We start from the raw sequence: 26,482 nt of genomic DNA, 5'->3' as shown, positions 1-26,482 counted from the left end.
CTCCTTTCAGCGGGGTCAGTCGCGCAGGCTTCTGCCTGTCAGCGTGAGAAATACCGTTTCTAAGTCAGGGGCCTGTTCCTGCAAGGAGCGGATTTCAATTCCTTTGTCCATGAAGTACCGGATCTGGCGGTTTAAATTGTTGACCCCTGTGTCAGAGCTGATTTTCACGCTGTTTTCTTCCAGTGTGGCGGCTCTGACGCCGGGCAGCTCCTGAATATCGCCGAGGCTGATGCCGTTTCCGGATGACAGCTCAATCACGACGTCCTTCGTGTCGGTAATGATGGAGGTCAGCTGTTCTTTTGTGCCTTCTGCGATGACCTTTCCGTGGTCGATGATGGCGATGCGTGTGCATATTTCTTCCACTTCCTCCATGTAGTGGCTCGTGTAGATGATCGTGCAGCCCATTTCATTCAGCTTTTTCACTGATTGCAGAATATAATTTCTTGATTGCGGGTCAATGCCGACTGTCGGTTCATCCATGATGATCAGTTTCGGCCGGTGGGCAAGGGCGCAGGCGATATTGAGCCTGCGCTTCATTCCGCCGGAAAAATGCTTCGGCAAATATTTGTGTTTATCGCTTAAGCCGACGAATGTCAGGGCCTCCTCGACCCGTTCTTTCAGAGCCGCCCCTCTCAGGCCGTACAGCCCGGCGAAGAACTTCACATTTTCATAGGCGTTTAATTCTTCGTAAATCGCGAGGTCCTGAGGGACGATGCCGATATTCATTTTCGTTGCTTTGCTATATTTGAAAATATCTTTTCCGAGAAACAGAATGTCTCCGCCTGAAGGTTTTAAAAGGCCTGAGATCATATTGATCGTCGTGCTTTTTCCGGCTCCGTTTGCGCCGAGAAACCCGAAAATCTCACCTTCTTTTACGGCAAGCGACATCTGGTCAACGGCGGCATAATCACCGAATTTCTTACTCAGCTGTTTGAGCTCCAAAATGTTCATGTTTCCACCTCTATGTCTTATGATGCTCTTATTATAAAAAAAAGAATGAACGGCCGTTAGTGCAGCTGTTCATTCCTTTGACATGAGAATCTTCATATTTTTCACATGAAAACATTCACTTATTCAACCGGAAGCAATGTCGTAACGGAAAAACCGGCCGTGCCGTCAAAAATAACGGTTCCGTGCAGGACGGCCGCACGTTCTTCCATACCGAGCATGCCGAGGCCTTTTTTAAAGCGGACGGCGCCGTTTCCGTTATCTTTCACTTCCGCTTTCACGGCTTTATTCAGCACATGGATATCAATGAAAATCTGCGTGGCATCGGCGTATTTCATTGCATTGGTCAAGGCTTCGGTTACGTTTTCCTGAATGACTCTCCAATGCATTTGCGTCAGCCTGTCCAAATCGCCTTGATGCGTAAACGGAACCGGCATCCCGTTTTTGGCCGAAAATTCATCAATAAACGTTCTTAATCTGTGAATGCCCATTTGTTCAGCGGGCGGTTTCATATTTTTCAGCGTTATGCGGATATCCTCAATGCCCTCTTTGGAAATGGTAATGGCGTTTTGGAGCAGTTCAGCCGCTTTGTCCGGATGGGAGCCGAGCATCCGCTTCGCCGCTTCCATCTGAATGAGCGCGCCTGTCATGGAATGGCCGATTTTGTCATGGATGGCTTGGGACAATCTGTTTCTTTCTTCGAGTTTGCCGGTATACTCCGATTGTTTGATATATTCCGTGCTGCTGTGCAGCTGTTTCGTCAGTTTTTCAATGCTTGAGCGCATGCTGTCTGACTGCTCTTCATATTTTTTCAGCCGGTCGCTGGAACGGGCGGCCAAAACGAATATCGCCAAGCAGAACAAGGTCATGACGATATAAGTCGGAAGGTCGCCGTACGGGATAAATAAAAACGGCAAAAACACGAGCAGGCAGAACACATAGCGGTGAACCGGATATTCGGCAAGAACGGCAAAAATGGCGGGCGGCAAAAGAAACAGAAACGCCGGATGGCCTAAGGCGGAAAGCCAAGCAGTCAATGCAAGCGAAAGCAGGGTGATCCCGCGCCTCCAAGCGGGCAGCCTGATCATGCAGACCGCAATGCCCAAAGACAGATAAAGCAGCAGAAACAAGACGGCGTACGGTGTGTAAAGGCGGTCTGCCGAGACGAACAAAAAAGCCGTATAAAAAATGGCGATCAGTCTGCTCATCAGCATCCAAAAATCCATACCGTTCAACGCCCGTTATCCACCTTCCCGGTGATATAATAAATCGCGATCTGCGTTCTGTGCTCAAGCCCTGTTTTCCCTAAAATAGATGAAATATAATTGGCCGTCGTCCCTTCAGAAATGAAAAGCTGTTTTGAAATTTCCCTGTTCGAGAATCCTTTCGCAATAAGCGACATGATGCTGAGCTCTCTTTCAGTAAACTGGCTTTCATCAATCTGATGCGCGGCTTCCGCCGGCCGGAAAAGGCTGTCTTTTATTTTATCCAGTACGGTGTCCTGAAGAATGCTGTGCCCGTTGAAAACGCTTTTGATCGCATCGCGTATCCGTTCCGGTTCGGTGTTTTTTAATAAATATCCTTTCGCGCCGTTTTTAATCGCTTCTAAAATATACTCATCGTCGTCAAATGTCGTCAGGATCATCGGTTTCGTATCCGTTTCCTCCGCGATCCGTTTTGCGGCTTCGACACCGTTCATCACCGGCATGCGGACGTCCAGCAAGGCGATATCGACGGGATTGTGTTTACAATACTCTGCCGCCTCGAGGCCATTTTCCAACGTTGCCGATACAGTAAATTCCTCATATGTATGCAAAATGATTTTCATTCCTTCTCTGATGAAAGAATTATCATCCGCGATAATGACATTAATCTTCATGGCCGCACCCTTTGTGTGTTTTTTGTTTCATTATATACCATCCGATTTTAAATCAAAAAGCCTTCCGGCGAAAGGTGCGCGGAAGGCGGATCGGTCAAGCGGGTTTTTTCAATTGGATGAAAAACAGCATCAGGAAAGAAATGATTACAATACAGATCACCCACACCCAGGCGAGTGTTTCATTGCCGGAGTCCATCGCGACGTAAATCGCTGTCGGCAGCGTTTGGGTGACACCGGGAATATTTCCCGCAAACATTAAAGTCGCCCCGAATTCACCTAGCGCACGTGCAATACTGAGAATGCTTCCGGTCAAGAGGGAGGGAAAGGCAAGCGGGACGGAAATACGGGTGAACACCTGCCACCTGCCGGCTCCGTCTACTTTCGCCGCTCCCTCGATGTCAGCATCAACCGCGGCGAAGCCCGTTTTAGCGGACTGATACATAAGCGGGAAGGCGACAATGGCCGAAGCGATCACCGCGGCCGACCACGTGAAAATGACGGGCTGGTGAAAAATCCGCTCAATCGCCCGGCCGATAAAGCTGTGTTTCCCGAAAATAATAATGAGAATGAAGCCGACAACGGTAGGCGGAAGAACGAGCGGGAGCATAAACAGGGTCTCCACAGCCGTTTTTCCGGGAAATCGCGCTTTCGCCATCCAGGCGCCGGCAAGCGTCCCGAGAATGATGACGGCGATGCCTGATGCCAAAGCCACCTCAAAAGACAATACGACTGGGGTGAAAAATTCCGAAGCCGTAATGTTACTTGGCAGTAAATCCATATTTCTTAAACACTTTCATTGCTTCATCTGACTGCAGATACTGATAAAACGCTTCTGCTTCTTTACGGTGCTTTGTATCCTTGACGATGCCAAGCGGATAAACGATCGGATCGTGCGTTTTCGCCGGCGCTTCATCGGTGATTTTCACCTTTTTCGAAATCAGCGCGTCTGTTTTATAGACAAGCCCGGCATCGACATTTCCGGTTTCAACATAAGAAAGCACCTGGCGAACGTCTTTTGCATAGACGACTTTATCTTTTACCTTGTCCCACAGGGATAATGCCGTCAATGACTGTTTGGCGTATTGTCCGGCCGGAACGGATTCAGGCGTGCCGAGCGCAATTTTTTCCGCGCTGTCTTTTTTCAGGTCATTCAGATGTGTCAGGTGTGCGCTGTTTTTCTCAGGTACGATCATGACAAGATCATTTTTCAAAAGATCCGTGCTGTCTTTTTTGTCGATATCTCCGTCATGAACGAGCTTTTCGAATTTATCTTCGGCTGCCGAGAAGAATAAATCAGCTCCCGCGCCTTGTGAAATTTGTTTTTGCAATGTGCCTGATGATCCGAAGTTGTCTTGAATGATTACGTTTGAATGAGATTTTTCGTAGTTGGTCTGGATTTCTTCAAGTGCATCCTGAGCGCTGGCTGCCGCAGAAACGGTCAGCGTGACTTTTTCGTTTTGTCCGCCTTTGGACGATTGTCCGGATGAGCAGCCCGCAGTTGCAAGGAAAACGGCCATAGCCGCAGTTGTGAGTAGTGTCGCTTTCTTTTTCAACATTGTGCACCCCTTATAGCTAAATATCATTAGATCAAACTAATTATAACGCAATTGTACGTGATGGTGCGGTTTTTTTTCAATATCTGAACAGTTATAATAAAAACGGAGCGTGATAATATGACAGAAGCCACTTCCTATACAATAGAAGAAGTTGCGGGCCTTTTGAAGGTCTCCAAACTGACAGTATATGATTTGATAAAAAAAGGACTCATTCCGGCGTACAGGGTCGGAAGACAGATGAGGGTCGATGAAGAGGACTTAAAACAATATAAAGCAAACATGAGAATGTCAAAAAAGCCATCCGCAGCAGAAGCGCCTGACCCGTCCCGCGGGCGGGAGCCGGAAAAAAGGCAGTCCGTTATCATCAGTGGGCAGGATGTGTCGATGGACCTCCTCAGCAAACAGCTGGAACAAACAATACAGGCGGCTCCGCTCCGCAAGTACAGCGGCAGTTTGAACAGCCTGATCGAGATGTACCGCGGAGCCTGTGACATCGTCAGTCTGCATTTATACGATGGGGAGACGGGGCAGTATAACATCCCGTACGTGAAGCGCATTCTTTCAGGGGAGCCGTTTGCGCTTTTTCATGTCGTGCTTCGGCAGGCCGGATTATATGTGAAAAAAGGTAATCCGCTGAACATTCAGGGTTTTCAGGACATGAGCCGAAAAGATGTCCGCATCGTCAATCGCGAAAAAGGATCAGGCGCGAGGGTGCTGCTGGATGAACAGCTCAGATCTTTCGGCATTACGCCGTCTGATGTCGCCGGCTATCATGACATTGTCACGGATCATCTGTCAGCGGCTTCACAAGTATCAAGCGGAAAGGCGGATATCGGAGTCGGGTCGCAGCATGCGGCGCATATGGCGGGCACGGACTTTATCCCGGTGATCAGTGAGCAGTACGATGTGGTCGTCTTAAAACAAAACCGGGAGCTTGTTCAAAGCGTGCAGGACATTCTTAATTCTGAGGAATTCAAGTCTCAGCTTTCTCAATTATCCGGATATGATACGAAAATGACCGGACGGCTTATATATGAAACATGAAAAATCCCTCCATATAACGGAGGGATTTTTTTATTGCTTATAAAACCGCAGCAGGTCGCCGTTTAATATTTTATCGGAAAGCATCAGCTCTTGTTCCGCTTTTTCTTTCTCATCGCTGCACGCGCTCATGTCAGAAAGCGGTTCACCCGTCTTACGGCTGTAACACGTATTTTTCGTATAAATATGATCATCCGTGATAAAGCTGCCGTTTCTCAGTACCGCAAACGGGGTCCGCTCTCCGGAAAACAGATCATTGCCGAACTGAATGCTGCCTTTCGTTTCAATGCCGAGCAGGTGAAGCAGCGTCGGTCTTACATCAACCTGTCCCGCGGCCGAAGCAATCGTTTCCGGCGCACGGTCGGTCACCCCGGGAATATGAATGATAAACGGCACGCGCTGAAGCTGAACCGTATCAAACGGAGTGATTTCCTCTTTCCCTAAGAATTCGGCAAGTCCTTGATTATGGGCTTCGGATATACCGTAATGATCTCCCATCAGGACGATCATCGCGTTGTCATACAGTTCTTCTTTTTTCAGCTTCTTGAAAAAGTGTTTCAGGGCCTCATCTTCATAGCGGACCGTCGTCACATAGCGGTTTAATAACTCGCTGCTTGTGTCCGGTTCCTCAATGAGCTGATCCTGTTTATCAATTTCAAAAGGAAAATGGTTGGTCAAAGTCAGCAGGCTCGCGTAAAACGGCTGCGGAAGCTTCTTTAATTTTTCCGCTGACTGTTCGAGAAATTCCTTGTCCTTCAGGCCCCAGCCTGTTGAATTTTCCTGTGTCACCTTAAATTCATCCGCGTCGAAAAAACGGTCGATTCCGAATGCCCCGTACATCTCATCCCGGTTCCAAAAGGCCTTATGATTGGCATGCAGAACGGCTGAATAGTATTGACGGTCTTTTAACATATGGTACATCGTATTGAACCGGTGGCCGCTTTTTGTGAAAAAAACGGCGCCGCTTGAAGACGGATACAGCGAATTCGCAGTAATGAATTCTGAATCTGAGGTTTTTCCCTGTTCAGTCTGCTGATAAAAATGAGTGAAGTCATAACTTTTTTTCCGCAGTTTATTTAAAAACGGGGTAATCTCCCGCCCGTTGACCCGCTCATCCATTACAAAACGCTGTGTTGATTCGAGCGTAACAAAAATCACATTGCGCCCCTTTGCAAGCCCGAATTTTGAATCGGACGGCCTGCTGTAGTCGGCTTGAGTGTAATTTGCGACCGCCGCAAGGCTGTCTTCATCGGCAAACGCTTTTGCCCCTGCATTCAGCGTCTGCGAAATGGTGTCATACAAATGAAAGTGGAACAGGCCGATTCCTTTTACGAGCGCTTCACGATCAAAAGGGTGCTTGAACAGCTTCGGCTGCTCGGCCTCAGACAGCGCAAGGTTGCACAGCATGAGGCCGGCTGATGCCCACGCATACGCTTTAACGGTACGGGTGCTGGCTTTACCTTTACCAGCTTTATGCCTTTTACCAAGATAAAACAAAACCGCAATATCCAAAAATAAAGCGATATAAAGCGGGTGAAACAGCTCTTGGACGCTGCTTCCCATATCGCCCATATTGCTCGCCTGAAACAAAACCGGTATGGTGATAAAATCAATATAAAACCCGTAAAACACCGTATTCGCGATTAAAATTCCCGTCAGCATCACATTCGCCGAAAGCAGAAAGATCCGCTGTTTTTTTTCTGTCAGCAAGAGGGCGATGCCGAACAGCGGCACAATGAAGCTCAGCGGATTAATGAGAAGCAGACATTCCTCAAGAACCGAATTGTTCTGCAGATCAAAACCGAGCTTATAAACGGCATAGGTTTTCATCCACATGAACAGGATGGACAGGCATAAAAACCGATGATTGCTGAAAAAGGTTTTCTTCATATGTATGACTCCTCACCCTAAAAGCGAAAGATGCTTTTTGTTTAAGAGATGCGGCCGTGAACCAGTTCGTATAAATAATAGCAGGATACAATCGTTAAGCCGGCCAGCACAAGCTGCTCCGAAAAGCTCCCCGTTCTCATATAAAGGGGAAGACGGAAGCGGATGGCGGACGGAAACAGCAGTTTAATGCCGTTGACGGTCCATGCGTCAAGTACAAGATGGCTCGCCATTCCGATCATCAGTCCGGCGGAAATGCTCGGATTCGGAATATAGGTTGCCGTAATGAAAAACATAATAAGCATAAACAGCAGGCTGTGTGTAAACGTTCTGTGGCCGAACACCGTGCTTACGATTTTGGACAGAACGGGCAGCGTCCTGCCGATTTTGCTTTTCGTATGGCATATGTCGGGAATCAGCGCCCCGAGGGCACCCGCTGAGGTCATAAGGACCGGATCATACCCGTAATAATACGCAATTGCGGAACAAGAAGCGATGCCTCCCATGATGTGTGTTTTTCCTGTCATTTTTCGCTTCTCCTTTTTATTTTTGCCAAAATCCCCTGAATTACAAATATATCAAGAGAATGCATGTTTGATCAACAAACTTTACCTGTTCCGCCAAAAGGAAGGAGACACGGATTCCGCATATTCTGCCGCGGAAAAAGACACATTATAGGTGTACCTATATTTGATAAAGAGGTGATACAGATGGCTTTCTTTAACAAAGAAAAAGGAAAAAACAGCGATAAAAACAAAAACGTCATTCAAGGCGCGCTTGAAGACGCCGGTGCAGCTCTGAAAGACGATCCGCTTCAAGAAGCTGTTCAAAAGAAAAAAAACAACCGCTGACCATATAAGACGGGTAGGGCGAACGCTCTATCCGTTTTCCAGCTAATTTTTCCCTTTGACAGATCTTTTTATCTCTGATAACCTCTGAGTAGAATTGAATGATAAAAATCCTCACTCTTTCTCGGTGAGGTAGAGGTTGCGCTTGATGATGAGTCGCACATGCCAGGCTGATAGGGGCCGCAAAACATGTGTTAAAGGCATCAGCGCCGAAGTGTAAAGAAAGCCGATCCTTCTTTATGCTGGGACTGTATCTGAATAAGTGCAGGACTGCCGCGTGCTTTTTCGCGGAGGGCTATCCGGAGATCAAGGGTGTGTGTGTTTCTTTAAGCATGGACTTTTGTTCAGGCTTTTTTTGCGTGTAAATATGATCTCGGGGTCTGGTCCGTACGAATGAACAACCAGGAGGTACAGGAATGGAACAGACGAAAAAATGGGGTTTTTGGTTATTAACGGCGTTTGTCGTAGGAAATATGGTAGGCTCGGGCATCTTTTCGCTTCCGAGTTCGCTCGCAAAAATCGCGAGCCCGTTCGGCGCCACATCGGCATGGCTTTTAACGGGAGCCGGTGTGTTAATGATCGCGCTGGTCTTCGGCCACTTATCCATCCGCAAGCCTGAGCTGACGGCGGGGCCGCAAAGCTATGCGCGTGCGCTGTTCAGCGATCGGAAAAAAGGGAATGCAGCGGGCTTCACGATGGTGTGGGGCTACTGGGTGGCGAGCTGGATCAGCAACGTGGCGATCATCACGAGCCTTGCCGGATATTTAACATCATTTTTCCCGATTTTAACGGATAAGCGTGAAATGTTTTCGATCGGCGGTCAGGCGGTTACGCTCGGCCAGCTGCTGACGTTTGCCGTATGTACGGTTTTATTATGGGGCACTCACACGATTCTCGTCACCAGCATTAACGGTGCGAGTAAATTAAATTTCGTCACGACGTTTTCAAAAGTATTAGGATTTATCTTCTTTATCATTGCAGGTTTATTTGTGTTTCAAACGTCGTTTTTCGATCATTTTTATTTTCCGGTTCAAACAGGTCCTCACACAGTTGAGGGAATCGGCGGACAGATCCACAATGCGGCGATTTCAACATTATGGGCGTTCGTCGGAATTGAATCGGCAGTCATTTTATCCGGGCGCGCCCGTTCGCAGCGCGACGTGAAACGCGCCACCATTACCGGATTATTGATCGCGCTTGGCATCTATATCATCGTGACATTGATTACGATGGGCGTGCTTCCGCATGGTAAGCTTGTCGGCTCGGAAAAACCGTTTGTTGACGTATTGTACGCGATCGTCGGCAATGCGGGAAGTGTCATCATGGCGATTCTGGCGATTTTGTGTCTGTTCGGAACGATGCTCGGCTGGATTCTTCTCGGCTCTGAAGTTCCGTATCAAGCGGCGAAATCAGGAGACTTTCCGGCTGCTTTTGCAAAAACGAATAAACAGGGCAGCCCGGTTGTGTCGTTAATCGTAACGAACGTGATGTCACAGATCTTTATCTTTTCAGTTATTTCCCGGACGATCAGTGACGCGTTTACGTTTTTAACGACGGCGGCGACACTCGCTTATCTGATTCCGTATCTCGTATCAGCGTTTTACAGCCTGAAGCTCATTTTTACGGGTGAAACGTATGACGAGATAAAGGGTTCAAGAGTAAGAGACGGTATCATCGCCATCCTTGCCTGCATTTATTCTTTTTATGTCATTATTACCGGAACGGCCGATTTAACGACCTTTATTCTCGGTATCGGGCTGTTTTTCGTCGGTTTGCTGTTATATCCTTTCGTCTCAAAGAAATTTGCAAACAACAGACAATCGGTATGACAAAAAGACATCTCACGTCTGTGAGATGTCTTTTTTTGTTTGCGGCAGCTGATTACTTTTTGACGGCATGTATATAATGAATGGTCTCGAATGCGGTTAAATGGTCAGTACGTCCGCTGAAAAAACGGTCATTGACGTCCGCCGGAGATAAATGTTCATAAATAAGCAGACCTGATGATTCTAATATTTTTTCGATTTCTTTATAACTGAAACACGATAACATCGGTTCTCCGCTTGCTGCAGCCATTTTCACCATGTTTTCCACTCTGTTTGACAGTCCTCTTTCTTCAAAGAGCGACTCATCTGCATAATCAAACACGATAGAGCTTCCTGGCGGGACTTCGGCAAATAATTGTGTGAGCAGGCGGGCGAGATGCTCTTTCGTAAGATAGTATGACACACCGAGCAGGCTGAAAAAGGTTTTTTGGCGTGAAAAACCTTCCTGATACAGACGGCTGAAAGAAAGCGAAGCGGCGAAGTCCATCGGTACAAAATGAAGATGATGGGAAATGTCGAGATTCAGATGTTTCAATCTGTTTATTTTGTCTTCCTGTGAAGCGGGATGATCGATTTCAAATATGTCTAAGGCGTTTGTCATCTCAGGATGCCTGAAACAGAAAGTATCGAGCCCCGCGCCAAGGATAACATACTGTTTGGCCCCGAGCTTCACTTCATTCAAAAGCACTTCTTCACAATATGCGGCACGGGCTAACGGTGTAGGAGACAGCTGTACTTGAGTCACCCATTTTAAGATGTCATTCGGTTGGCCTTGAAGCCTCTGTGCCATGTCTTTACTGAAAAATGATATACCTTGAATCAGATGATCGCGGATGTCCGAATGCTCTTTTTCGGAAATCAGATCTTGTGCCATAAAATCATCAAATATCACCGGGGTGTCGTATTTACTGTGGTACGCCCTTCCGAAAGCGGACAGCAGGGAAGTCATACTCGCCTTGTTTTCTTTCATATAAAGATCCTCCGTTATTTACATCAATCTCCGGCCGGGAGAATCTTATTATACATGTTAATCCAAAAATGTAAATTATAGCATAAATAAATTTTTTTGTCAAGTTTTAAGCGTAATAAAAAGCCGCTGTGACAGCGGCTTCGGGGTTACTTTGTTAAGCTTTTTGTGATGTAGTCGAGCTGGCCTTCAAGTGAGATCGGGTCTGAGAAATAGAAGCCGATCGGATCAATGCGGTAGACATGGTTTTGTTTGACGGCATCGAGGTTCTTCCAGATTGAGCTGTCAAGCACGCCTTTGTCGTCACCGCCGGCCTGCCATGGCCCCATAAAGATGTAGTCTCCCGCGAAGTCAGGCAGTTTCTCGAGTGAAATGCTGGCGTAGCCCGGCCCTTGATTAATGGCTTTTTCCTGCGTCAGTTTTGTGGCCTTCAGCCCGAGTTTGTCATAAATGATGCTTCCGCCGCGGCCGAAGTCTTTACCGAATACATAGATGTCTTTTCCGTTTGTCTGCATGATGGAGATGGTTTTTGAGCCGACCGCTTTTTGAACCTTTGTTTTAGCGGCAGCGGTTTTCTTATCCCATTCAGCCAGCCATTTGTCTGCTTTATCTTCAGTGCCTGTCATTTTCGCAAACTCTTTGAATTGATCAATGTTGCTGAGCTTGTCATATTTAATGGCGATGGTCGGCGCGATTTTTTCCAGTTTTTCAATATCGGCGCCTTGTGTCGTCCAGACCACGATTAAATCCGGCTTTAAGTCAATGATTTTTTCAACGGACGTGCCGTCGCCGATGTTTGTCACACCTTTTGTTTTCCCTTTGTAATAAGGGTTTTTAAATACGTTTTGCGGCGCGCCGACAACATTGATGCCGAGCTGTTTAAAGTCGCCGTAGTAGCCGTCAGCCATGACGACGACCCGTTTCGGGTGCTTCGGAATTTTAATATTGCCGTTTTCGGCTTTATACGTGATGGTTTCTTCTTTTTCAGAAGAACCTTTCGTGTCTGAAGAATTGCCGCATGCGGCCAAAGCGGCGATGAGCAGCATGGCAATCAGCGCTGCGCCGATTTTCTTGTATGTATGGAACATCTGACATTCCTTCTTTCATGAAAATTAGTGATAAAGAGAATCATTATCAGTGTGATTATATCACTGCTTTCATAGAGAAGCACGCTCTTTTTTAAGAAAAACTTTCTTTTTTTATATGAAATTAGGTCTATTAAAAGAGAAGATAAAAGTGCTATACTGAAACAAGTCATTGATAATCATTATCATTACCATTCTTGTTTTGAGAAAGGAAGAACGAGTGTTGGGTCTATTGAAAAAGAAACAGACAATGACGGCTCTAGGGGCATCAGGGAGTGAAATCCAGTGGACGGCGCGTTCATTCAGAGCGGCTGTGCTGCTGTGTGCCGGGATTGCGGTTTTATTGATCGGCGCGGCTCTGTCTGTTTCCATCGGAGCTGCCGATATTCATCTGCGGACGGTGTGGGATGCTCTCTTTCACTTTCAGCCGCAAAATACATCTCATCAAATCATACGCGATCTGAGGCTGCCGAGAACCGCCGCCGCCGCGCTCGTCGGGGCTTTTTTAGCTGTGTCCGGGGCGATTATGCAGGGGCTGACGCGGAACCCGCTTGCTGAGCCTTCGATTATGGGCGTGACGTCGGGGTCAGGATTTGCGATCGCATTGGCGTTTGCTTTTTTTCCGGGCCTGTCTGCGGCGGGACTTGTTTTGTGGTCCTTCGCGGGAGCGGGAATCGGAGCGCTTATTGTGTTTGGCATCGGCCTGTTTTCAAAAGGCGGTCTGACACCGGTGAAGCTCGCGCTGGCCGGTACGGCAGTCGGCTATTTCTTAACGGGGCTTTCAAGCGCGATTGCGATCCGTTTTGATGTCGCCCAGGATGTGAAGTTCTGGTACGCCGGAGGAGTCGCTTCCGTGAAATGGGAAGGCGTGCAGCTGCTGTTGGCGGTCGGGGTTATCGGACTTTTGCTGGCATTTCTGATTGCGCGCTCAGTGACGGTGCTGAGCTTGGGTGAAGAGCTGGCCAAAGGGCTCGGGCAGTACACATCGCTTGTAAAAGTAATCGGAATGTTTGTCGTTGTCCTCTTGACGGGGGCTTCAGTCTCAGTCGCCGGAGCCATTTCTTTTATCGGCTTGGTGATTCCGCATATCACCCGATTTTTAGTCGGGGTAGATTACAGGTGGATCATTCCCTGTTCGGCGGTATTCGGCGCCGTTCTGTTAGTCTTCAGTGATATTGCCGCAAGACTCGTCAATGCGCCGTTTGAAACACCGGTCGGCGCTTTAACCGCCCTTATCGGCGTTCCCTTTTTCTTTTATTTGGCGCGCAGGGAAAGGAGAGGGCTGTAATGAATGTAAAATCGAAAAAACCGCTGGCGGTCATGGCCGTTACGTTTTTGCTCATATGTATCGTCTTTTTTATCAGCTTAAACATGGGTGTGATCCGGATTGCGCCTCTTGATACGCTACGTGTCTTTTTCGGACAGGGGGATGCCCGGGATCAGCTCGTTTTATTTGAATTCAGACTGCCGCGCATGGTGCTGTCATTGCTGGTCGGCGCCGGAATCGCGGTTTCAGGCGCGATTTTTCAAAGCGTGTCTCAAAATGACTTGGCGGAGCCGGGCATTCTCGGGATTAACGCCGGGGCGTCTTTGGCGGTCGTTCTGTTTATCTTCTTTTTCCAAGGATCAGCTGTTGATTTAAGCATGGCCGGTACATGGCTGCTTCCGGTGAGCGCTTTGGCGGGGGCTTTTCTGGCTGCGCTGCTCATCTATGTGATGGCTTGGAAAAAAGGCGTTTCACCTGTCCGGCTCGTTTTGGTCGGGATCGGCGTCAATGCGGGGTTTAATGCGCTTCTCTTGATTTTTCAGCTGAAAATGGACCCGCGGGATTTCATGCAGGCGCTTGTATGGATTTCCGGTTCGATTTGGAACGCCAATTGGAAAATGGTGCTGTCCATTTTGCCGTGGCTGCTGGTTCTTTTACCGTTCAGCCTCTATAAAGCCAGGTATTTAAATGTGCTTCAGCTCGGTGATCAGCTGGCGGCGGGGCTCGGCACCCGGGTTGAAAAGGAGCGGCGCGTTCTGCTGATGTGCGCCGTTGCCCTGACCGCGTCATGTGTTGCGGCAGCCGGCGGAATCGCTTTTCTCGGACTCATTGCGCCGCATTTGGCCAGAAGGCTTACCGGACCGCGCCACCAGACGCTTATCCCGGTTTCGGCTTTAATCGGAGCATTTTTATTTCTGCTTGCCGATACGCTGGCGAGAAATGTGCTTGCACCGTCCGAAGTTCCCGTCGGCCTGGTGATTTCCGTGCTCGGAGCGCCGTATTTTGTATATTTGCTGATGAAAACGAAATAGAGGAAGGAGACTGCCGCGATGAACTCATTATCGGCGGAACAGCTTACTGTCGGTTATGGCGACCGTTTGATAGCGAAAGAATTGGATATCGCCATCCCGAAAGGAAAAATTACAACACTGATCGGTCCGAACGGCTGCGGAAAATCGACGGTTCTCAAAACGATGTCAAGAATCATGAAACCGAAATCCGGCGCCGTCTATTTAAACGGACAGGCGATCATGCAAAAATCCACGAAAGACATCGCCAAGGAAATGGCAATTCTTCCGCAGACGCCTGAAGCGCCGAGCGGGCTGACGGTGTACGAACTTGTTTCTTACGGCAGGTTTCCGCATCAGTCCGGAATGGGCCGTTTGAGTGATAAAGACCGTGACATGATCAAATGGGCGCTGGAAGAGACGGGGATGGCCGAATTTTACGACCGGCCGATCGAAGCGCTTTCCGGGGGGCAGCGGCAGCGTGTGTGGATCGCCATGGCGCTCGCTCAAGAAACGGAGCTGCTGCTTCTTGATGAACCGACCACTTATTTAGATCTCGCCCATCAGCTTGAAATTTTGCAGCTGCTGGACAAATTAAACAAGGAGCAGGGCCGCACCATCTTAATGGTCATTCATGATCTGAACCATGCCGCCCGTTTTTCCCATTACATGATCGCCCTGAAAAAAGGGCGCGTCATCAAGGAAGGAACGGCGGAGGAAGTCATGACTCCCGGCATATTGAAAGACGTTTTTCAAATTGACGCACAGATTGTAAAAGATCCGCGCACGAACAAACCGGTCTGCTTAACCTACGATTTAATCCGGCATGAAAGCGCAACGGTATGATGAAAAAAAACGCAGAGCCATTCCGGCCTGCGTTTTTTTATTGCGCCCGGGGCTGCTTTTGTCCGGAGACGCATTTATCCAAAACGAAAAAAACCCCCGCCACAATCAGCTCCTCCGTCGTTGACAGCCAAATCTTTTCAATCAGTTTATCCGTCGTATACGCGGTCATCCAGAGGAACAGCAGCTGAACGGTGCTGGCTAAAAGGAGAAAAGGCAGCCTGCCCGTCCCAAAAAAGGTAAAGCTATGTATCATCAGCCGCTCAAGCGGTTCAAAACATAAACCGAGAAGAATAAAAAGCACGGAAAAAAGCAGGACGTACGCCATCGATCCGTAGCTCGTCCCGGCTAATGAAAATACGGCCATCATCACAATGAAATACCCGAATAATACGGCAGCGGCTGCCAGGGCATACCGGAGCACCTGAAGAAAAAACATTTTCGTCCCGTTTTGATTGATCATCTGTTCAGCTCCTTTTCACACAGAGGAGACTTGCAGAGACGGAACTCTGCAAGCCGGTGTGTATCTTCAGCATTTCTTTTTGACGACAGGGTGTTTCTCTTTCGAAAGAATATCCGTAAAGTCTTTGCCCAGATCCAGATGCTGCTGGACGAATTTCTCAGGGAGCATGGCAAGCCATTGGTTCAGGGACACATCGGCATAGTGGTCATCCTTGAAGATTTCCAGGAAGACGAGCGGCTCATCTCCCAAATTCTCCACATAGTGGCCCATTGCGAACGGAACGTAACCGACATCCCCGGCCTGATAGTTAAATGTTCTTGCATGGCCGTCCGATGCAAAAACCGTCATCCGCCCTTTACCGGAAATATAATACTGCCATTCATGCGTGTTCGGATGCCAGTGCAGCTCTCTCATTGCGCCCGGTTCGACCACGACAAGCGCTGAAGCGATCGTTTTGGACACTTTGAAGTTTGTGGAATCCGCGATATATACTTTGCCGCCATCCGTCTCAGCAGTCGGACCTTCATCCAGCAGGCGGTAAGTGAACGGATAAGGCACTTCACCGTTCGGGCCTTCCACAATGTCATCTTTCAGCTTCCCGGGAACCGGCTCTTCAAAGATATATTTTTCTTTCCCGGGCAGGCCGGCGAGGTCTTTTTCTGAAACCCCGAAGTTGTTGGCAATGACATCAAGCGGTGTGTGTGCAAGCCAGTCAGTCACTTGGAATGTGCTGTTTTCTGAGAAAGAACCGTCATCAAAAACCAAGAGGAATTCACAGCCTTCTTTCAGCGCCTGAATGGAGTGCGGCAGGCCTGACGGGAAGTACCACAGATCTCCTTCCTTCACGTCATCGATAAAACTGCGTCCCTGTTCATCAACAATCGTGACCCGCGCTTTGCCTGTCAGCATATATGCCCATTCCGCTTCTTTATGCCAGTGCAGCTCACGGATGGCGCCCGGTTTTAAACGCATGTTGACAGATGCCAGATTCTCAGAAATCGGCAGCTCGCGAACGGTCACCTCACGCGCGTATCCGCCCTTTTCCAGCCGGTTGTGCACATCTGAGAAAGAGAATTTCATATTATCCACTGTGCCGTGATCCGTTTCCGGCGGCGTCAGCATATCCGGATTTTGGCGGTCTCTTTCAAGGTTGCGCGGAATCGTGACGGTCGCCCCTTTGTCTCCTCTGATCGGCTGCGGGATATTGCAGTTGTTTTCTTTTGACATGTAAATCGTCTCCTCTCAAGCTTTGTTTTTTCAGAAAGAGAATGTGAAAGGCCTTTCGTTTTCCCTTCTGCTTTGTTAAGTGATGCGTTCCGATGAAAAGTCAACTTCGTGTGAAAATTAATTTTTCATTTTCTGATCTTTCAGTTCCGTCATCAGTTCGATCAGGGCGTCAAACTTCTTCTCAAACCGTGTGAGAAGATACATGGCAATCAGAGCCGGAAAGCCGAGATTGCCGATCTGTCTGACCGCTTCTTCTATAAAAACCTGATCCATTATCAGCCACCTCCTGACTTGACCTGCAGTCATGTATATAAGTGAAAGAAAGAGCGGCTCCTGTAAACCTGATATCCCGGTTGAGGGTCTTTTTTTTGTTCCGGCAAATACGGGACATAAGGAGTGCGGAATCTTAGTCGGAAAGGAGTAGTTTACTTTTTTTTGCTTTCTTTCATTTAATTTAAATAGGGGGCGGTTTTATGGACTATCAAGTTCTTTTACGGTCAAAATGCAAGGAAATTATGAAACATCCGATCGTTAAACATTTTTTAAGTGACCCAAAGCATTACGAGAAATTTAAAAATGTGCTGGAACATTCAGACGAGAAGGATGCAAAATCACTGGACGACCATTTTAAACAGTTTTATAAGGAAATCCGGATCATCAAATATATGAACTCTATGATCCGGATTTTCTCCATTGATTTTGACAAGCGCATCCGTAAAAATCAGAAGCGCTATCCGCTGACGGTGGATCAGCCGGAGGGAGGTGAAGCGCTTCCCTATGAAATGGGAAAAGACGCATATGAAGAGTTTCTGCGGAAGCAGGGGGATTTGAGCCAGCATGTCCAAAACCGTGATTTATACGAAGCGCTTCAGACGTTAACCGATAAACAAAAAAGCGTGCTGACGAATATTTATCTTCACGGAGCGACGATGAAGGAGATTGCCGAGTCGCTGGGTGAATCACGGCAGAACATTTCCAATATTCATAAAAAAGGGCTCGACAATCTCAGAAAGCAGCTGGACAAGCAAAAAAAGGGGGAAAATAAGCAGTGAACGGGCCATTTGACTTCAACAAAGAGAACACAGATACCGACGAAATGGAACTTTTGATTTCGCGTTTTTCGCCAATGATAAAAAAAAAACTGAGCAATACATCATACCAGGAAAGAGAAGATCTCGAACAAGAATTGAAGATTAAAATCGTTGAAAAAGCGGACATGCTGTTATGCCAGGAAGTGCCGGGTTTTTGGGAATTTATACTTCATCTTATAAATGAAAGCTCCTGACAAAAGCGGCGGAATGATGGATATTCCGCTCTGACAACGTGAGAAAAACGAGAAGAGATGTCCGGTCTCGTTTTTCTTTTCTGTTTCCCCGCAAGACCTCCGCACTAAAAAGGTACCAAATCTTATCCATATAATGATATGATGAAAAAAACAAAGAGAAAGGAACGTCCAAGGTGGAAAATGCGTCAATTTTAATTGTAGACGATGAGAAGGCGATCGTTGATATGGTCAAACGCGTTCTCGTCAAAGAAGGCTATCACAACATTAAGACAGCCGGAAGCGCTGAGGAAGCGATCGAGTTTGTTAAACATGAAACCGCGGATCTGCTCGTGCTGGATGTGATGATGGAAGGCATGTCCGGTTTTGAAGCATGCACCGAAATCCGGAACTATACCGACGCTCCGATCTTTTTTCTGACCGCCCGTTCTTCTGATGCGGATAAGCTGTCAGGATTTGCATTGGGAGCTGACGATTATATAACAAAGCCGTTTAATCCGCTCGAATTGGCGGCGCGGATCAGAGCGACGTTAAAGAGAACCTATAAGCGCGAAGAGAAAACGGCGGTAAAGACGTATTCATACAGTCATTTTTCCTATTCACCGCAAAACGCCGAGCTGATCGTCGGGGGAGAGCCCGTCAGCTGCTCCGCACAGCTTCTGCAATTGCTTCAATATTTCTGTGAACACCCTGATGTGGTGCTCTCAAAAGATCAGATCTATGAAAAAGTATGGGGATATCCGTCTTACGGCGACAACAACACCGTCATGGTGCATATCCGCAAGCTCAGAGAAAAAATTGAAAAAGACCCCAGCAATCCGTCCTATATTGTAACGGTGCGCGGCCTCGGTTATCGGTTTATTCCCGATCAAGGAGAAAAAGGAACCCGCTCATGAGAATGCGCGGAAAATTTCTGCTCCACTTTTTCGGACAGCTGCTGCTTGTCATCCTGCTGATGTCCGTTTTGGCCGTCGCTTCTTTCTTCTATTTGGATTGGCGTTTCAGCGAAGCGGAAGCCAATGCGGGACTGACCAAAGCGACGGCAGACTCGTTTGAAGCGTGGCTTGATAAAAATGAAGACGGCACATGGGATGTCGATGAGTTTTTAAAGATGTCGGTCCGAAAGCAGAAGGGCTGGCTGCAGATCATTAATGACAATGAAAAAACGGACTACGCGTACAGAGTGCCGAAAGACGTCCCGAGCCATTACAGCAGAAAAGATCTCTTATCCATTTACCAGTACCGGAATTTTGACAACTACAAGCTGAATTACTGGACGGTCACGATAAATGATGAGACCTATTTGATTCTGTTCGGCTGGAAATCCGCCAGTGAGCAGCTTCTCACTTACATCGAATCACAGGAGCCATCCCTTGCTTCCCTTTCTCAATATAAAAAAAGCACGGTTGATTATATTAAACGGGAAAAAGGGGCGGTCTACCTTCTCGAAGACAGAGGCAGACTGCTCGGGGATATCAACAGCACGAAAAAAGAACGGAACACCGTCAATGAGCTTGAATTGCTGAAATACAGTTCCAAGCCGTGGAATTACAAACGGGAAATTTCTTTTAAAAGACTCGATAAAACGAAATGGATGGTCGCGTCGGTGCCGAACCCCGTGTACATCCCCGATCACGAGTTTAACAAATCATTTTTGAGAAATGTGATGAAAACCCTCTTCCTCTTGATCGGAATCTTAGTATTTATGATCTGCATCTTGACCATCTGGTACTCTTTCCGTTTCGGCTGGCCGCTGTTTCATACCATCAAATGGCTTGTCAATTTATCAAAGGGCCGGCTTGAAGAGCCGAAGAACCGCAAAGGACAGCCGGTCAGCAAAAACAAAAAAGGCAAAACAAAACAGCCGTTCCGCTTTTTCGCCGAGATTTTCGAATCGATGGATCAGCTGACAGACACGCTGAAGCGGGATAAGAAAAACAGAGAAAAAATCCAGGCGACAAGGGAAGAATGGATCGCCGGGCTGAGCCATGACTTAAAAACCCCGCTGAGCACGATTTACGGCTACAGCATGATGCTCGAATCGAAGCAATACGACTGGACCCCGGAAGAAGTCAAAGAAATGGGGCAGATCGTCCGGGAAAAATCAGAATATATGTCGAAGCTGATTGAGGACTTAAACTTAACATACCGCCTCAAAAACGCGGCCCTCCCGATCGAACGGCGGCTGATCAACGTCGTGCCGTTTATCAGAAACGTCACGAACGATTTCACGAAAAACACGTTCTCGGAAGGCTATGACATCGCCTTTGAAACCAAAAAGGAAGACATTCTTTTCGCAATTGATGAAGCGTGGTTCCGCCGTATTCTGGAGAATCTGCTGGCAAACGCGGTTAAGCATAATAAGAAAGGGACCGCCATTCGGGTCGTGCTTGAGGAATCAGCCGAACAGCTCATTCTGAAAGTGAAAGATAACGGAAGAGGAATGGATGATGAAACGATTCACCAGCTGTTTAACCGTTATTACCGGGGAACGAATACGAAGGGACCGTCAGAAGGAACGGGACTCGGACTCGCCATTGCCAAGGAGCTGGTACACCTTCATAACGGAACCATCCATGTCAACAGCAGAATCAGCGCCGGAACGGTGATTACGATTCTTTTTAAAAAAGATTAAGTTTGGACGCCGCTTTGTCGGGAATAACAATAGAAGACTGACAAGCAAAAGAGGTGTTCACATATGGAAGCAGCATTACGAGCAGATACGAGAGCAGTTATCGGAGAAGGCCCTTTATGGGACAAGGATAAGGAATGCCTGTACTGGGTGGATATACTGGGCAGCCAGCTGCATATCTTCACTCCGGCTGACGGAATCAACCGTTCCGTTAAATTCAAATCATTTGTCACGGCTCTGGCCTTGTATTCAAAGGAAGAGCTGGTGATGACGATGAAAGACGGTTTTTACCTGTACAATCTTCGGGAAGACACATTGACGAAGATGAAGCAGCCGAAAGACATGCGGGAAGATATCCGTTTCAATGACGCAAAATGCGACCCGTCCGGCAGATTATGGGCGGGAACGACGAGCATGGAAGGCAAAGAAGAGGAGGCTTCGCTGTACCGTCTGAATACGGACGGCAGCCTTGCCAAAATAAAAGACCAGGTCTCCACCTCGAACGGTTTGGATTGGGATCGGGACCGAAACCTGATGTACTATATCGATACTCCGACGCAGGAAATCGTCTGTTATTCATATGATCCTGAAACCGGAGCCGTATCAGATCCGAAAACGGTCTACCGCTTTCCGGAGTCGCAAGGATCTCCCGACGGAATGACCATTGACCGTGACGGAATGCTGTGGGTGGCTCTGTTCGGAGGCGGCCGTGCCGTCCGGATTGACCCGTTTTTGCATAAGGAAATTGCATCTATCGAAGTTCCGGCGAAATACGTCACCTGCTGCGCGTTCGGAGGCAGAGACTTGAACACGTTATACATTACGACCGCGACGGAAAAATTGACGGAAGCCGAAAGACTTGAGCAGCCGCATGCGGGCGGCCTGTTTTCAGCAGAGCTTGAGACGGGCGGCTGGGAGCCGGTTCCGTTTGCAGGCATGATGTAAAAAAAAGCCCTGGCATATGGGGAAGTTCCCATTGTGCCGGGCTTTTTTGTGTTAAATGGAGCGGATGATGCCGCCTTCAACCCGCTGTGCGGTGCCATTAATGGCAGAAGCCGCTGATGAAGCGAGAAATACAATCGTATTGGCGACTTCTTCCGGGGTTGCATAGCGCTGAATCAATGATGTCGGTTCATTCACTTTAAAATAATCCCGGACGAAGCTGTCTGTGTCTTCTCCGGCAGCCTTTGCGGCTCCTTCCATGTAAGAAGCGACGCCTTCGGTCCATGTCGGTCCCGGCAGCACGGAGTTGACCGTGACATTTGTGCCTTTCGTCATTTCCGCCATTCCCCGGGACAAGCTGATTAACGCCGTTTTCGTCATTGAATACGGAATCATTTGCGCAAGCGGTTTGACACCGGCTTCACTGGAGATGTTCAGAATCCGTCCGCTGTTTCTCTCGAGCATTTGCGGCAGAAAACGCCGGCACAGGCGCACGGCGCTCATAACATTCACTTCAAAATACCGGGTCCATTCGTCATCAGATACCTCAGCGAAGTCTTTTACTTCAAAAAAACCGAGATTATTGACGAGAATATCGACTTCCCCGATTACACCTGCGCGCTTGATCAAGTCATCCGCCTCATCCTGACGCGATAAATCCGCAGCGATGCCGTGGACCGTTCCGTAAGCGGAAAGCTCCTCAACCGTCCGTTCCACAGTTTCTTTTTTTCTTCCGTTTATAATCACCTCGGCGCCTTCGGCTAAAAAGCTTTTTGCCGCGGCTTTTCCGATGCCTGAGGTTGATCCTGTAATCAACACGAGCTTTCGTTCAAGCTGTAATTCCATGATAATCCTCCTTTTTACACCATTGTGTAACAGTATACATGATGAATTTTAGTGTGTACGAACAATTTGCTTTCATGCAAAAAAGCCGGATATACAAGCCTTAAAGACTTATAGTATAATTACTGCGAAAAAAGGATACGAATGTCAAAGAGACAATCGTTTACCATAATCAGGGGGAGTTAAAAGAATGAAGAAGATCACTGCCGTCTGGGCGGCGCTCTTGGTCACCGCCTTTGTGATCGCCGGCTGTTCCGGCGCACAGGAAGAAGGAAGCGCGGCCAAACAAAAAGCCGTCTCAACCGAAGCATTCCCGGTAACCATTATGGATGCCGCGAACGAAAAAGTAACCATAAAGCAGGCACCGGAAAAAATCGTTTCCCTCATGCCGAGCAATACGGAAATTACATACGCGCTCGGACTGGGAGATAAGGTCGCAGGCGTCACGACAAATGATACATATCCGAAAGAAGCGGTAAAAAAACCGAAAGTCGGAGATATGAATGTGAACGCTGAAAAAGTCATCGCGCTGAAGCCGGATCTCGTGCTTGCCCACGCGTCCTCTATGTCCGCTTCCGCCGATGCGATGAAGCAGCTGAAAGATGCGGGCATCACCGTCTTAACGGTCAATGATGCGCAATCGTTCCAAGACGTATACAAATCTATCAGCATGATCGGAAAAGCGGCCGGCAAAGAAAAGCAGGCGGATAAGCTGATCAAATCGATGAAATCCGACCTTTCCGGCATAGAAAAGAAAGCGGCGGCCATTTCTGAAAAAGACGAAAAGAAAGTATTCGTCGAAGTGTCTCCTGACGGCTACACGACGGGAAAAGGCACGTTTATGAACGAAATGCTTGAAGATATACATGCGAAAAACGCCGCCGGCAGCCAGACCGGCTGGGTGCAATTGACAGATGAAGCGATTGTCAAAATGAATCCGGACGTCATCATTACGACAGACGGCGTAAAGGCCGCTGAAGTGGAAAAACGCGCCGGCTGGGGTGCCGTCAATGCGGTCAAACACCACAATGTCTATTCTGTTGATCCCGACCTTGTCACACGCTCAGGCCCGCGTCTTGTCAAAGGGGTCGAGAAGCTTGCAGAAAGCGTTTATCCTGAAACGTTTAAAAAGTAACCGCCCGCTGGCCTACACGGTCAGCCTGCTGTTTTTAGCCGTTTGTACGGCACTCGGCATTTCAATCGGCAGTCTGCATATTCCTTTATCCGACGTTTTTTGGATCGGGATCGGCCGGACATCCTCGGCTGACCCTATGAATGTAAATATTATGATGAATATCCGCCTGCCGAGAGTCGTTCTGGCTGCCCTTGTCGGAGCCGCGTTATCCATTGCGGGAGCGGCGTTTCAGGGACTTCTGAAAAATCCGCTCGCCGACCCTTATACACTCGGGGTATCTTCGGGAGCCTCAGCGGGAGCCGTTATCACCTTGTTTTTCGGCATTCAGATTCCCGTCATCGGCCGGTTCACACTACCGGTTGTCAGCATCGCCGCAGCCATTGCGGTCATGGCGGCGGTTCTGTTTTTCAGCCGCCTCGTTCATGCGTCGATGTCGGTTTCGACGCTCATTTTGACAGGCATCATCATGAATTCTTTTCTCGGGGCTCTCATATCGCTTGTGATCGCTTTAACGGGCAATGATCTGCTCCCGATTGTCCGCTGGCTGTTAGGAAGCGTGTCAATGAGGGGCTGGGGCTATGTCGCGCTGTTTCTGCCTTTTTTTCTGGCCGGGACGGCGCTTCTGCTTATCAATGGCAGAGAATTAAACATTATGACTTATGGAGAAGAAAAGGCAAGGCTGTTAGGCGTCAGTACGGGAAAAAGAAAATGGCTGATGATCGCCGCCGGATCTCTGCTGACGGGAGGAGCGGTTGCCGTCTCGGGGACGATCGGATTTGTCGGCCTTGTCATTCCCCACGTGACACGGCTTTTATGGGGAACGGATCATCGCCATTTACTGCCGCTGTCAGCATTGACGGGCGCCGGTTTTCTCATTTTGGCGGATTTGTTTTCCCGCACCGTCATTGAGCCTGTCGAATTGCCGATCGGCATTATGACGGCTTTGGCGGGAGCGCCTGTGTTTGCCTTGATTCTGCTTCGCCAGCATCATGGAGGGAAACGCTTATGATCAGGGTGAGCAGCCTGTCCGGCGGGTACGGAGGCCGGATGATTGTGGAAGATGTCAGCTTTACCGCCGGAAAAGGTGAATTTGTCGGCATACTCGGTCCGAACGGCTCGGGAAAAACAACGCTGATGAAATTGCTGACGGGAATGCTCTCTCCGTCAAAAGGCGAGGCGCTCGTCGCAGGCAGGCCCGTCGGCGGATACAAGCCGCGGGAGCTTGCGAAAATCATGGCCGTTTTGCCGCAGCATACGGAGCAAGCCTTTACATTTTCCGTTAAGGAAACAGTGTCCTTCGGCAGATATCCGTATCAAAAAGGACTCTTCAGACAGATGGATCAACATGACGAAGACATTGTCCGGGAAGCGATGGAAATGACGGGCATTGACCGGTATGCGCAGCAATCCGTCCGCAATCTGAGCGGCGGAGAGCGGCAGCGCGTCTATCTGGCGCAGGCGCTGGCTCAGCAGCCTGAGGTGCTGTGTCTGGATGAGCCGACGACCTTTCTTGATCTCAAATATCAAAAAGACCTGCTTGATACGGTGAAGCGGCTGACGAGAGAAAGAGGCCTGACGGTCATCAGTATTTTTCACGACCTAAACGCCGCAGGCCAATATTGTGATCAGCTCCTGATGATGAAAGACGGACGCGTTTTTCCGAAGCAGACGCCGGATCAGGCTTTGAAAAAAGAGACGATTGAAGACATTTACGGCATCACCGTCAGAGCTGTTGCCCAGCAATCGTCGCCGAAACCGCTGATCGCTTTCATGCCGGAAGCGCAGGAGGAAAGAGAGCCCGCCGGCGTTCCGTTCGCCTCTTTGATAAACAAAAGCGGAAATACCGTAACGCTTCATACAGAACGGCCGTTCAGAATGTTGTCAACCGCATCTGACGGCCCGGGCTTTTCGTGGAGCCGCCGGCTTTCCGGCTCAGCGGCCGCTGGTTTGATCTGCCGTACGTTTGATTCGGTCACAATTGCCGTGACTGCGCAGCATACCGTTTGGGTGCTGATCAGCGGACGTTTATCGGAACAGGGATTTGTACGGCTGTTAACGGCAGCGGCTGAAGCGAGAATGCAGGCTCTTTCCGGCAGACAGGCAAAAGGCGACATTGTCATTTGCGCCTTGCAGACAGGAGAGGAGATGGACGTCCCTCACGCGGAAAGAGCCGTCAGAAGAGGAACCGCGGCATGTGTAAAAGCGGCGGAAGAAGGAGGAATACAACGATGAAGCTGTATACAAAAACCGGCGATAAAGGACAGACAAGCCTGATCGGCGGCAGAACGGATAAAGACAGTCTGCGGGTTGAAAGCTACGGGACGATTGATGAGCTGAACAGCTTTATCGGGCTGGCGCTTGCGGAGCTTGATGATTGTGAGAATTGCAGTGATGTGAAAGCCGAACTCCGAAACATTCAGCATGAGCTGTTTGACTGCGGCGGCGACTTGGCGACGGTCACTGAACATAGAAGCTATGCATTAAGAGAGACATCTATTTCCGCATTGGAAGACTGCATAGACCGTTACACGGCTGAAGCGCCCCCGCTTGAGAAATTTATTCTTCCGGGCGGGCATAAGGCAGCTGCTCAGCTTCACATCGCGCGGACCGTCACGAGACGGGCTGAGCGTCTCATCGTGAAACTCGGCAAAACAGAAGAGATAAACGATACGGTGATGCGTTACTTGAACCGCCTGTCTGATTATTTTTTCGCGGCGGCAAGAGCGGTTAACGCAAGACAGGGCGTTCAGGATATAGAATATGAAAGAAGCGCCGCGGTATTCCGTGATGATGAATAATGTTTT

The 26,482-nt window shown here is 48.6% G+C and carries 28 protein-coding genes and 1 riboswitch; of the genes, 15 read left to right on the top strand and 13 right to left on the bottom strand.

The window, feature by feature from the left end; all coding sequences use genetic code 11:
- Window positions 1-15: 15 nt before the first annotated feature.
- The 5 genes from NYE36_RS16995 to modA form a co-directional block, all read right to left on the bottom strand.
- Entirely contained in the window at window positions 16-951 is a 936-nt protein-coding gene (locus NYE36_RS16995) for an ABC transporter ATP-binding protein (RefSeq protein ID WP_241457690.1), read from the bottom strand.
- A 119-nt stretch (window positions 952-1,070) separates the two neighbouring features.
- Complete coding sequence (locus tag NYE36_RS16990; RefSeq protein WP_241458356.1) at window positions 1,071-2,174, bottom strand: sensor histidine kinase; 1,104 nt, start codon at window positions 2,172-2,174, stop codon at window positions 1,071-1,073.
- 5 nt (window positions 2,175-2,179) lie between these two features.
- Entirely contained in the window at window positions 2,180-2,827 is a 648-nt protein-coding gene (locus tag NYE36_RS16985) for a response regulator transcription factor (RefSeq protein WP_241457688.1), read from the bottom strand.
- 94 nt (window positions 2,828-2,921) lie between these two features.
- Window positions 2,922-3,605 carry a molybdate ABC transporter permease subunit gene (gene modB, locus NYE36_RS16980; protein ID WP_014305804.1) on the bottom strand — a complete coding sequence of 228 codons (684 nt, stop codon included), beginning with the start codon at window positions 3,603-3,605 and terminating at the stop codon, window positions 2,922-2,924.
- On the bottom strand, window positions 3,586-4,383 hold the full coding sequence (gene modA, locus NYE36_RS16975; RefSeq protein WP_064107467.1) for a molybdate ABC transporter substrate-binding protein: 798 nt from the start codon (window positions 4,381-4,383) through the stop codon (window positions 3,586-3,588). The genes modB and modA overlap by 20 nt, the downstream gene beginning before the upstream one ends.
- 117 nt (window positions 4,384-4,500) lie before the next feature.
- Here modA and NYE36_RS16970 point away from each other — a divergent pair, with 117 nt between their 5' ends.
- Window positions 4,501-5,427: a substrate-binding domain-containing protein gene (locus NYE36_RS16970; protein ID WP_007410031.1), complete on the top strand. Its 927-nt coding sequence runs from the start codon at window positions 4,501-4,503 to the stop codon at window positions 5,425-5,427.
- Between the two features lie 30 nt (window positions 5,428-5,457).
- Here NYE36_RS16970 and NYE36_RS16965 read toward each other — a convergent pair whose 3' ends face one another.
- Both NYE36_RS16965 and NYE36_RS16960 read right to left on the bottom strand, forming a co-directional pair.
- Window positions 5,458-7,314 carry an LTA synthase family protein gene (locus NYE36_RS16965; RefSeq protein WP_265451040.1) on the bottom strand — a complete coding sequence of 619 codons (1,857 nt, stop codon included), beginning with the start codon at window positions 7,312-7,314 and terminating at the stop codon, window positions 5,458-5,460.
- 41 nt (window positions 7,315-7,355) lie between these two features.
- On the bottom strand, window positions 7,356-7,838 hold the full coding sequence (locus NYE36_RS16960; RefSeq protein ID WP_003151759.1) for a metal-dependent hydrolase: 483 nt from the start codon (window positions 7,836-7,838) through the stop codon (window positions 7,356-7,358).
- Between the two features lie 183 nt (window positions 7,839-8,021).
- On the opposite strand from NYE36_RS16960, the gene sspJ reads away from it, so the two are divergent.
- A complete protein-coding gene (gene sspJ, locus NYE36_RS16955; protein ID WP_007410034.1) occupies window positions 8,022-8,162 on the top strand; it encodes a small acid-soluble spore protein SspJ in 141 nt (46 codons plus the stop codon).
- Window positions 8,163-8,284: 122 nt separating this feature from the next.
- A riboswitch (Lysine riboswitch) is annotated at window positions 8,285-8,465 on the top strand.
- A 110-nt stretch (window positions 8,466-8,575) separates the two neighbouring features.
- A complete protein-coding gene (locus tag NYE36_RS16950) occupies window positions 8,576-9,988 on the top strand; it encodes an amino acid permease (protein ID WP_007613722.1) in 1,413 nt (470 codons plus the stop codon).
- 52 nt (window positions 9,989-10,040) lie between these two features.
- Here the strand turns inward: NYE36_RS16950 and NYE36_RS16945 are convergent, their stop codons facing one another.
- Together NYE36_RS16945 and NYE36_RS16940 are read right to left on the bottom strand one after the other, a co-directional pair.
- Window positions 10,041-10,955 carry a class I SAM-dependent methyltransferase gene (locus NYE36_RS16945; RefSeq protein ID WP_015418197.1) on the bottom strand — a complete coding sequence of 305 codons (915 nt, stop codon included), beginning with the start codon at window positions 10,953-10,955 and terminating at the stop codon, window positions 10,041-10,043.
- 146 nt (window positions 10,956-11,101) lie between these two features.
- Window positions 11,102-12,040, bottom strand: a complete 939-nt coding sequence (locus NYE36_RS16940; protein WP_012118425.1) for an iron-hydroxamate ABC transporter substrate-binding protein — start codon at window positions 12,038-12,040, stop codon at window positions 11,102-11,104.
- A gap of 247 nt (window positions 12,041-12,287) precedes the next feature.
- Between NYE36_RS16940 and NYE36_RS16935 the strand changes: the two genes are divergently transcribed.
- The 3 genes from NYE36_RS16935 to NYE36_RS16925 are packed head-to-tail and all read left to right on the top strand — an operon-like array spanning window position 12,288 to window position 15,157.
- Window positions 12,288-13,325, top strand: a complete 1,038-nt coding sequence (locus tag NYE36_RS16935) for an iron ABC transporter permease (protein WP_031378357.1) — start codon at window positions 12,288-12,290, stop codon at window positions 13,323-13,325.
- The gene (locus NYE36_RS16930) at window positions 13,325-14,335 is read left to right on the top strand and encodes an iron ABC transporter permease (protein WP_033574859.1); all 1,011 of its coding nucleotides are present in this window, start codon (window positions 13,325-13,327) and stop codon (window positions 14,333-14,335) included. The genes NYE36_RS16935 and NYE36_RS16930 overlap by 1 nt, the downstream gene beginning before the upstream one ends.
- A gap of 18 nt (window positions 14,336-14,353) precedes the next feature.
- Window positions 14,354-15,157, top strand: a complete 804-nt coding sequence (locus NYE36_RS16925; protein ID WP_015418195.1) for an ABC transporter ATP-binding protein — start codon at window positions 14,354-14,356, stop codon at window positions 15,155-15,157.
- A gap of 37 nt (window positions 15,158-15,194) precedes the next feature.
- On the opposite strand, the gene NYE36_RS16920 is transcribed toward NYE36_RS16925, so the two are convergent.
- The 3 genes from NYE36_RS16920 to NYE36_RS16910 all read right to left on the bottom strand — a co-directional run bounded on the left by NYE36_RS16920 (window position 15,195) and on the right by NYE36_RS16910 (window position 17,117).
- Window positions 15,195-15,617 carry a regulatory YrvL family protein gene (locus NYE36_RS16920; protein ID WP_015418194.1) on the bottom strand — a complete coding sequence of 141 codons (423 nt, stop codon included), beginning with the start codon at window positions 15,615-15,617 and terminating at the stop codon, window positions 15,195-15,197.
- Window positions 15,618-15,683: 66 nt separating this feature from the next.
- Window positions 15,684-16,844 carry an oxalate decarboxylase family bicupin gene (locus NYE36_RS16915; protein WP_007410043.1) on the bottom strand — a complete coding sequence of 387 codons (1,161 nt, stop codon included), beginning with the start codon at window positions 16,842-16,844 and terminating at the stop codon, window positions 15,684-15,686.
- A gap of 117 nt (window positions 16,845-16,961) precedes the next feature.
- Window positions 16,962-17,117 carry a YvrJ family protein gene (locus NYE36_RS16910; protein WP_012118419.1) on the bottom strand — a complete coding sequence of 52 codons (156 nt, stop codon included), beginning with the start codon at window positions 17,115-17,117 and terminating at the stop codon, window positions 16,962-16,964.
- A gap of 242 nt (window positions 17,118-17,359) precedes the next feature.
- On the opposite strand from NYE36_RS16910, the gene NYE36_RS16905 reads away from it, so the two are divergent.
- The 5 genes from NYE36_RS16905 to NYE36_RS16885 all read left to right on the top strand — a co-directional run bounded on the left by NYE36_RS16905 (window position 17,360) and on the right by NYE36_RS16885 (window position 21,703).
- The gene (locus NYE36_RS16905; RefSeq protein WP_087920805.1) at window positions 17,360-17,896 is read left to right on the top strand and encodes a sigma-70 family RNA polymerase sigma factor; all 537 of its coding nucleotides are present in this window, start codon (window positions 17,360-17,362) and stop codon (window positions 17,894-17,896) included.
- Window positions 17,893-18,129, top strand: a complete 237-nt coding sequence (gene rsoA, locus NYE36_RS16900; RefSeq protein WP_003151778.1) for a sigma-O factor regulator RsoA — start codon at window positions 17,893-17,895, stop codon at window positions 18,127-18,129. The genes NYE36_RS16905 and rsoA overlap by 4 nt, the downstream gene beginning before the upstream one ends.
- 173 nt (window positions 18,130-18,302) lie before the next feature.
- On the top strand, window positions 18,303-19,022 hold the full coding sequence (locus NYE36_RS16895) for a response regulator transcription factor (RefSeq protein WP_003151779.1): 720 nt from the start codon (window positions 18,303-18,305) through the stop codon (window positions 19,020-19,022).
- Window positions 19,019-20,761, top strand: a complete 1,743-nt coding sequence (locus tag NYE36_RS16890) for a HAMP domain-containing sensor histidine kinase (RefSeq protein ID WP_015418193.1) — start codon at window positions 19,019-19,021, stop codon at window positions 20,759-20,761. The genes NYE36_RS16895 and NYE36_RS16890 overlap by 4 nt, the downstream gene beginning before the upstream one ends.
- Before the next feature lie 63 nt (window positions 20,762-20,824).
- Window positions 20,825-21,703 carry an SMP-30/gluconolactonase/LRE family protein gene (locus NYE36_RS16885; protein ID WP_094032479.1) on the top strand — a complete coding sequence of 293 codons (879 nt, stop codon included), beginning with the start codon at window positions 20,825-20,827 and terminating at the stop codon, window positions 21,701-21,703.
- A 51-nt stretch (window positions 21,704-21,754) separates the two neighbouring features.
- Here NYE36_RS16885 and NYE36_RS16880 read toward each other — a convergent pair whose 3' ends face one another.
- The gene (locus NYE36_RS16880) at window positions 21,755-22,546 is read right to left on the bottom strand and encodes an SDR family oxidoreductase (protein WP_007410049.1); all 792 of its coding nucleotides are present in this window, start codon (window positions 22,544-22,546) and stop codon (window positions 21,755-21,757) included.
- 187 nt (window positions 22,547-22,733) lie between these two features.
- Between NYE36_RS16880 and NYE36_RS16875 the strand changes: the two genes are divergently transcribed.
- The 4 genes from NYE36_RS16875 to NYE36_RS16860 are packed head-to-tail and all read left to right on the top strand — an operon-like array spanning window position 22,734 to window position 26,476.
- Entirely contained in the window at window positions 22,734-23,678 is a 945-nt protein-coding gene (locus tag NYE36_RS16875; protein WP_031378362.1) for an ABC transporter substrate-binding protein, read from the top strand.
- Window positions 23,641-24,687 carry an iron ABC transporter permease gene (locus NYE36_RS16870; protein WP_025285248.1) on the top strand — a complete coding sequence of 349 codons (1,047 nt, stop codon included), beginning with the start codon at window positions 23,641-23,643 and terminating at the stop codon, window positions 24,685-24,687. The genes NYE36_RS16875 and NYE36_RS16870 overlap by 38 nt, the downstream gene beginning before the upstream one ends.
- Window positions 24,684-25,910 (top strand): ATP-binding cassette domain-containing protein, encoded by a 1,227-nt coding sequence (locus tag NYE36_RS16865; protein ID WP_094032478.1) that lies wholly within the window; start codon window positions 24,684-24,686, stop codon window positions 25,908-25,910. The genes NYE36_RS16870 and NYE36_RS16865 overlap by 4 nt, the downstream gene beginning before the upstream one ends.
- The gene (locus NYE36_RS16860; protein WP_031378365.1) at window positions 25,907-26,476 is read left to right on the top strand and encodes a cob(I)yrinic acid a,c-diamide adenosyltransferase; all 570 of its coding nucleotides are present in this window, start codon (window positions 25,907-25,909) and stop codon (window positions 26,474-26,476) included. Before NYE36_RS16865 ends, NYE36_RS16860 begins: the two co-directional genes overlap by 4 nt.
- Window positions 26,477-26,482 lie beyond the last annotated feature (6 nt).

It is taken from the genome of Bacillus sp. FSL R5-0593 (genome assembly GCF_038603755.1).
GTDB lineage: Bacteria > Bacillota > Bacilli > Bacillales > Bacillaceae > Bacillus > Bacillus velezensis.
This window is presented reverse-complemented; position numbering and strand designations above follow the sequence as displayed.

Coding starts and splice junctions, on each gene's coding strand:
- NYE36_RS16995 (WP_241457690.1), bottom strand. CDS start 951: ATGAACATTTTGGAGCTCAAACAGCTGAGTAAGAAATTCGGTGATTAT.
- NYE36_RS16990 (WP_241458356.1), bottom strand. CDS start 2,174: ATGGATTTTTGGATGCTGATGAGCAGACTGATCGCCATTTTTTATACG.
- NYE36_RS16985 (WP_241457688.1), bottom strand. CDS start 2,827: ATGAAGATTAATGTCATTATCGCGGATGATAATTCTTTCATCAGAGAA.
- modB (WP_014305804.1), bottom strand. CDS start 3,605: ATGGATTTACTGCCAAGTAACATTACGGCTTCGGAATTTTTCACCCCA.
- modA (WP_064107467.1), bottom strand. CDS start 4,383: ATGTTGAAAAAGAAAGCGACACTACTCACAACTGCGGCTATGGCCGTT.
- NYE36_RS16970 (WP_007410031.1), top strand. CDS start 4,501: ATGACAGAAGCCACTTCCTATACAATAGAAGAAGTTGCGGGCCTTTTG.
- NYE36_RS16965 (WP_265451040.1), bottom strand. CDS start 7,314: ATGAAGAAAACCTTTTTCAGCAATCATCGGTTTTTATGCCTGTCCATC.
- NYE36_RS16960 (WP_003151759.1), bottom strand. CDS start 7,838: ATGACAGGAAAAACACACATCATGGGAGGCATCGCTTCTTGTTCCGCA.
- sspJ (WP_007410034.1), top strand. CDS start 8,022: ATGGCTTTCTTTAACAAAGAAAAAGGAAAAAACAGCGATAAAAACAAA.
- NYE36_RS16950 (WP_007613722.1), top strand. CDS start 8,576: ATGGAACAGACGAAAAAATGGGGTTTTTGGTTATTAACGGCGTTTGTC.
- NYE36_RS16945 (WP_015418197.1), bottom strand. CDS start 10,955: ATGAAAGAAAACAAGGCGAGTATGACTTCCCTGCTGTCCGCTTTCGGA.
- NYE36_RS16940 (WP_012118425.1), bottom strand. CDS start 12,040: ATGTTCCATACATACAAGAAAATCGGCGCAGCGCTGATTGCCATGCTG.
- NYE36_RS16935 (WP_031378357.1), top strand. CDS start 12,288: ATGACGGCTCTAGGGGCATCAGGGAGTGAAATCCAGTGGACGGCGCGT.
- NYE36_RS16930 (WP_033574859.1), top strand. CDS start 13,325: ATGAATGTAAAATCGAAAAAACCGCTGGCGGTCATGGCCGTTACGTTT.
- NYE36_RS16925 (WP_015418195.1), top strand. CDS start 14,354: ATGAACTCATTATCGGCGGAACAGCTTACTGTCGGTTATGGCGACCGT.
- NYE36_RS16920 (WP_015418194.1), bottom strand. CDS start 15,617: ATGATCAATCAAAACGGGACGAAAATGTTTTTTCTTCAGGTGCTCCGG.
- NYE36_RS16915 (WP_007410043.1), bottom strand. CDS start 16,844: ATGTCAAAAGAAAACAACTGCAATATCCCGCAGCCGATCAGAGGAGAC.
- NYE36_RS16910 (WP_012118419.1), bottom strand. CDS start 17,117: ATGGATCAGGTTTTTATAGAAGAAGCGGTCAGACAGATCGGCAATCTC.
- NYE36_RS16905 (WP_087920805.1), top strand. CDS start 17,360: ATGAAACATCCGATCGTTAAACATTTTTTAAGTGACCCAAAGCATTAC.
- NYE36_RS16890 (WP_015418193.1), top strand. CDS start 19,019: ATGAGAATGCGCGGAAAATTTCTGCTCCACTTTTTCGGACAGCTGCTG.
- NYE36_RS16885 (WP_094032479.1), top strand. CDS start 20,825: ATGGAAGCAGCATTACGAGCAGATACGAGAGCAGTTATCGGAGAAGGC.
- NYE36_RS16880 (WP_007410049.1), bottom strand. CDS start 22,546: ATGGAATTACAGCTTGAACGAAAGCTCGTGTTGATTACAGGATCAACC.
- NYE36_RS16875 (WP_031378362.1), top strand. CDS start 22,734: ATGAAGAAGATCACTGCCGTCTGGGCGGCGCTCTTGGTCACCGCCTTT.
- NYE36_RS16865 (WP_094032478.1), top strand. CDS start 24,684: ATGATCAGGGTGAGCAGCCTGTCCGGCGGGTACGGAGGCCGGATGATT.
- NYE36_RS16860 (WP_031378365.1), top strand. CDS start 25,907: ATGAAGCTGTATACAAAAACCGGCGATAAAGGACAGACAAGCCTGATC.